Source organism: Autumnicola patrickiae (assembly GCF_031846525.1).
Classification (GTDB): Bacteria; Bacteroidota; Bacteroidia; order Flavobacteriales; family Flavobacteriaceae; genus Autumnicola; species Autumnicola patrickiae.
The window spans coordinates 1-4,545 of record NZ_JAVRHM010000043.1; the positions used below are offsets into that span (position 1 = coordinate 1).

Annotated in this window: 2 protein-coding genes; both read right to left on the reverse strand. The window is 43.9% G+C overall.

Features of this window, described 5'->3' with window-relative positions; genetic code table 11:
* On the reverse strand, positions 1–578 hold a 578-nt coding region (locus RM549_RS19120; RefSeq protein WP_311687680.1), incomplete at its 3' end, for a TolC family protein.
* Entirely contained in the window at positions 578–4,414 is a 3,837-nt protein-coding gene (locus RM549_RS19125; protein ID WP_189602864.1) for an efflux RND transporter permease subunit, read from the reverse strand. The genes RM549_RS19125 and RM549_RS19120, both read right to left, overlap by 1 nt.
* Positions 4,415–4,545: the final 131 nt, after the last annotated feature.

The following is a 4,545-nucleotide window of genomic DNA, read 5'->3' on the forward strand; positions in this document are numbered from 1 at the left end:
CTGCTTTCCAACTCTTCCTCTTCCAGTTCAACTTGTAGAACAGAAGAAAAACCCGTTTTCCCGCTTTCGAACTGCACCTCAGCGATGCTCTTAAAGGAACTAAGCAGCGCCAGGTTCTCTTCTGTTACTTGTATCGCCATTTCAAGGTAATACAACTCTGTATAGGTAATTTTCACATCCCTAAAAAGTTCCAGTTTCGCATCTTCAAAAAGCTGTAGCCGTGCCTGCGCTCTTTCAGCCGCGACCCGCTCCTGGGCATCAAGGGTCCCAAACCAGGGGAACATTTGGCTAAAGGAAGCTGTAGCCTGTTGAGCTCCAACACGGGTTTCTACTGGTTGGATGAAATAGCCAAAACTTATCTGTGGATCTGGTAATGTTCCTTCCTGGACTACTTTTTCAAGCGCAGCGAGATATTCCTTGTAAAGGGATCTTATCTGCGGATTGTTTTCAGCAGCCAGTACCAGGTATTTATCTAAATACCCGATTCTTATTTCTTCTTTCTGGGCGTGGGAGTTAGTCGTCCACAAAGCGAGAAAAAACATGATTAAAGCGCCTATATTTATGATATTTTTTTTCATTACTTGTCTAATTCATTTATTTGTTGCTCCTGTAATTTAGGATTTGACCATTTCTTCTCTTGCCACATACTATATAGGACGGGAACTACGAACATAGTTATTGTCTGGAACAACATTCCTCCAAATGTCGGGATGGCCATAGGGATCATAATATCAGACCCCTTCCCTGTGGATGTTAAAATTGGCATTAAAGCGATGAGAGTAGTTGCAGTGGTCATTACAGCGGGTCTTACCCTTTTGCTCCCTGCCATTACAACAGCTCTTCGAATGGAATTTTTGTCCGTCGTCTTTTCTTCAGCAAAAACCTGCTTTAGATAGGTTCCCATAAGTACACCGTCGTCTGTTGCCACCCCAAAAAGGGCAATAAAACCTACCCAGACAGCAACACTTAAGTTTATAGGCCCTATTTGAAAAACCTCCCGCATATTTTCTCCAAGAAGATTGAAATCCAGGAACCACGTCTGGTTATACAACCAGAGCAGGATAAACCCTCCCGACAATGCCACGAAGACACCTGAAAAGGCCATTAATGTGGTCTGAAAATTGCCAAACTGGAAGTAAAGCAGCAGAAAAATAGCTAACAAGCTGATAGGAATAACAATAGACAAAGTTTTTGCAGCCCTTAATTGATTTTCGTAGTTCCCTGCAAACTTGTAGCTCACTCCGGGAGGTACTACAAATTCTCCTGATTCAATTTTCTCATTGATCAGAGCTTGTGCATTTTCTACTACATCTACCTCTGCAACATCAGCCTCTTTATCAAAAATCACATAAGAGAGCAGGAAGGTATCCTCACTCTTTATGACCTGAGGGCCCTGTACATATTGTACTTCTACTAAATCTCCCAAGGGGATTTGTACTCCCGTGGGAGTAGGCACGAGTATTTCTCTAACGTCTTCTGGGTTATCCCTGAATTCCCTTGCATACCTAAGTCTAACGCCATATCTTTCACGACCTTCCACTGTGGTAGTCATTGACATCCCACCAACAGCAGCACTTATGATTCGCTGAACATCACCTATTGAAAGTCCGTATCGTGCAATGGCGCGCCTGTCGATTTCCAGCTCCATGTATGGTTTTCCCACAACTCTGTCGGCAAAAACAGATGGGGCTTTTACTCCAGGTACCTCCCGAAGAATATTCTCCATTTGTAACCCAACTTCTTCAATAGTCTCGAGATCTGGTCCAAAAATTTTCATCCCCATGGGGGCCCTCATTCCGGTAGATAGCATGATTAACCGAGTTGCAATTGGTTGCAGTTTAGGTGCAGAAGTCACTCCCGGCAAGCTGGTGGTTCCTACTATCTCATCCCAAATATCGTCAGGTGATTTAATATGGTCACGCCATTGTCGGAAGTATTCACCCCCGGGATCACCTATCAATTGAGAAACATCCAAATCCTCTCTTTCCATGGTTTCAGGATCAAAAACTTCCCCGTTCTTTAAAACGTATTGATCCTCATCGTTCACTTCAAATCGTTTACGACGTCCATTCTGATCCAGTACATATTCAGATTTATAATTTATAACATTCTCGAACATTGAAATTGGCGCAGGATCCAATGCTGTCGAAGCCCGACCCCATTTTCCCACCGTCATATCGACCTCGGGAATTGCAGTTACTCTCCTGTCAAGAATCCGAATGGTTTCAACATTTTCCTCTACACCGGAGTGAGGCATAGTTGTGGGCATCAATAAGAAAGATCCTTCTTCTAATGGGGGCATAAATTCTTCCCCCGCACCCGGGAAGGTCTCACTTATTCCCAGCCAAACCTCAGTTTGCCTTACGTTATATCCAAGTTTATCGAAACCTGTAGCAACAGGACTGAATATCTTATCAAAACCCTGCCAGGAAAAAAGCCCAAAGAGAATTATCATAATTGGCAGCGATAGAAATTTCCATTTATTTTCCAAAGCCCATCTTAGGATGGGTTGGTAATATTTTACCATCGCCATTAATAATCCCAGCACTATCAATATAATCCCTCCTACAAAAATTAAATTTGTAAATTCAGATTGATCTGCACCAAGTGGCAACCACTCTCTGTTTAAGAAATACAGGACCCCAACTAGTACAATTCCAATGTTGATATAGGTTGGGTATTTTCGCTTTTTCTCGGGCCATCGCGGCTCGAGAAGATTGTTCAGTCCCAGAGCTATAAACATGATTCCTACCCAGGCTACCTTAAACAACAGTAAAACTCCTAAAGCAATAAGGGCAAAATTCCAAATTCTCCGGGTTCTCTTTTTCCCAAAGTTCATGGAAAAGAGTCCATGCGCCAAGGCGGGGATCACAACGAGTCCCACAAACATCGCAGCAATAAGGGCAAAGGTTTTTGTGAAGGCAAGTGGTCCAAATAACTTTCCTTCCTGTCCTGTCATAGCAAAAACGGGAATAAAACTAATGACCGTTGTTGCCAGTGCAGTTAACACGGCTGAGGCAATTTCAACCGTTCCTTCGTAGATGACGGGCAATATAGGACGACCTTTATTATCAGGTAATTCAAGATGTCGCAGTATGTTCTCTGTGAAGATCACTCCAACGTCAAGCATGACTCCAATAGCAATGGCAATCCCGGAAAGGGCCACGATATTGGCATCTACTCCTGCATACTGCATGACTATAAATGTCATGAGTACCCCAATAGGAAGTAGACCTGAAATCATAATAGCTGCCCTTAAATTTAGAACGAGTACTATGACCACTATAATGCTAATCAAGATCTCCAGGATAAGTGCTTCCTCCAGAGTTCCTAAAGTCTCATAAATTAATCCGGAGCGATCGTAAAAAGGCACGATTGTAACTTTGGAGACAGTTCCGTCTGCCAGCGTCTTACTTGGCAATCCGGGAGCAATATTCTCTATTTCCTTTTTTACATTATCAATAACTGCGAGAGGGTTCGAGCCATATCTTGCGACAACCACCGCTCCTGTTGCCTCCGCGCCCCCTTTGTCCAGCCCGCCGCGCCTGGTAGCTGGCCCCATCTGTATCCTGGCCACATCTTTGAGGCGAATAGGAGTATTCTCATTGACAGCAACAACAGCTTCTTCGAGATCCTCCAGGCTTTCTATATAGCCCAATCCACGAACCAGATATTCTGCCCGGTTAAACTCAATGGTGCGTGCTCCTACATCCAGGTTACTTTCACGCACAGCCTCCATTATTTGTTTGACATTTACGCCGTAGCTTTTCATCGCGGTAGGATCAATTTCCACCTGATACTCCTTGACAAATCCTCCTATTGAAGCTACTTCAGATACACCTTCGGCAGCAGATAAAGAGTACTTGACATAAAAATCCTGAATAGTACGAAGCTCCTGAGGATCCCACCCCCCGGTTGGCTCACCGGTTTTTGGGTCTCTTCCCTCCAGAGTGTACCAAAACACCTGTCCCAATGCTGTAGCATCAGGACCCAGGGCGGGCTGGACGTCTGCTGGGAGTGTTCCGGCGGGCAGAGAATTTAACTTCTCAAGAATTCTCGAGCGGCTCCAGTAAAATTCCACATCCTCTTCAAAAATTATATAGATGCTTGAAAGACCAAAAAGGGAACTACTTCGAATAGTTTTTACGCCTGGCACTCCCAAGAGTGAAGTAGTAAGGGGATAGGTTATTTGGTCCTCGATGTCCTGAGGAGATTTCCCCATCCATTCGGTATAGACGATTTGTTGGTTTTCACCAATGTCTGGTATGGCATCCACTGGCACGGGATCCCTTGGCATCCAGTCTAAGTCCCAGTTAAACGGTGCTGTAGCTACTCCCCAGGCCATTAAGGCAACCGTAAGTAAAGCGGTCACCAATTTGTTCTCTAAAAAGAACTTTATAGTTTTATTAAGCATTTGGTTTTAATTCTGAATTAATACTCTTTTGAAGCTGCACGTTTGCAACATCAAAAAAACTCTGCTCCGGCGGTAAAGCACCAGAGCCTAAATATTAATTCAGAATCAAATTAAGAAGGTCTCGTTCAATA